General features: G+C 73.1%; 1 protein-coding gene. It reads left to right on the top strand.

Annotation, left to right across the window (positions count from 1 at the left end; all coding sequences use genetic code 11):
* Positions 1 to 141: 141 nt before the first annotated feature.
* Positions 142 to 363 carry a hypothetical protein gene (locus tag IEZ17_RS41785; RefSeq protein ID WP_189308850.1) on the top strand — a complete coding sequence of 74 codons (222 nt, stop codon included), beginning with the start codon at positions 142 to 144 and terminating at the stop codon, positions 361 to 363.
* Positions 364 to 509 lie beyond the last annotated feature (146 nt).

Below are 509 nucleotides of genomic sequence, written 5' to 3'. Positions count from 1 at the left end.
CAGACCGGCAAGAACCTCTCCGACCCGGACCGCTTCAGGTTCGACGGCACCGGCTACTAGCTCGCAGGCGTAGGCTCGGCTGCGAACGGGCTCAGCGTGTCGGGTGGCCTTCCGGGCACCGGGCGAGATGACCATGGTCGCGTGTTCGCGTCCCTGCTACCCGGACTCCGGGAACTTCGCACCCCGTTGGCGACCGGCTATCTCTACCTCCTGTCCCTGTGCCCCGCCCCGGGCCATCCCCGCACGACCCGCAGGCCGGTCCTCCCTCTCGGCGCGCACGCTCGGCGCCCCAGCCGGCTGGAGGTCGAGGACGACGCGGAGCCCGATGGCAGGTCCTGGTGGGCGGGCCCGGCCTGGTCGTAGGCGGTGCCCCCGACTGTTCCCCGCCCCCGCGGGCCGCAGGTGGTGCGGCTCGTCAGAAGCGGGGGCGCATGGCGTAGTCGAGGCGGCGCCGTTCACCGGCGGGCACGGCTCTTTCTGCGAAGGGTAGTCCGGCGGCGCAGGTGCTG

Source organism: Streptomyces albospinus (assembly GCF_014648695.1).
Classification (GTDB): domain Bacteria; phylum Actinomycetota; class Actinomycetes; order Streptomycetales; family Streptomycetaceae; genus Streptomyces; species Streptomyces albospinus.
Note: the sequence above shows the minus strand (reverse complement) of the source record. Positions and strands in the feature narration are given on the sequence as shown.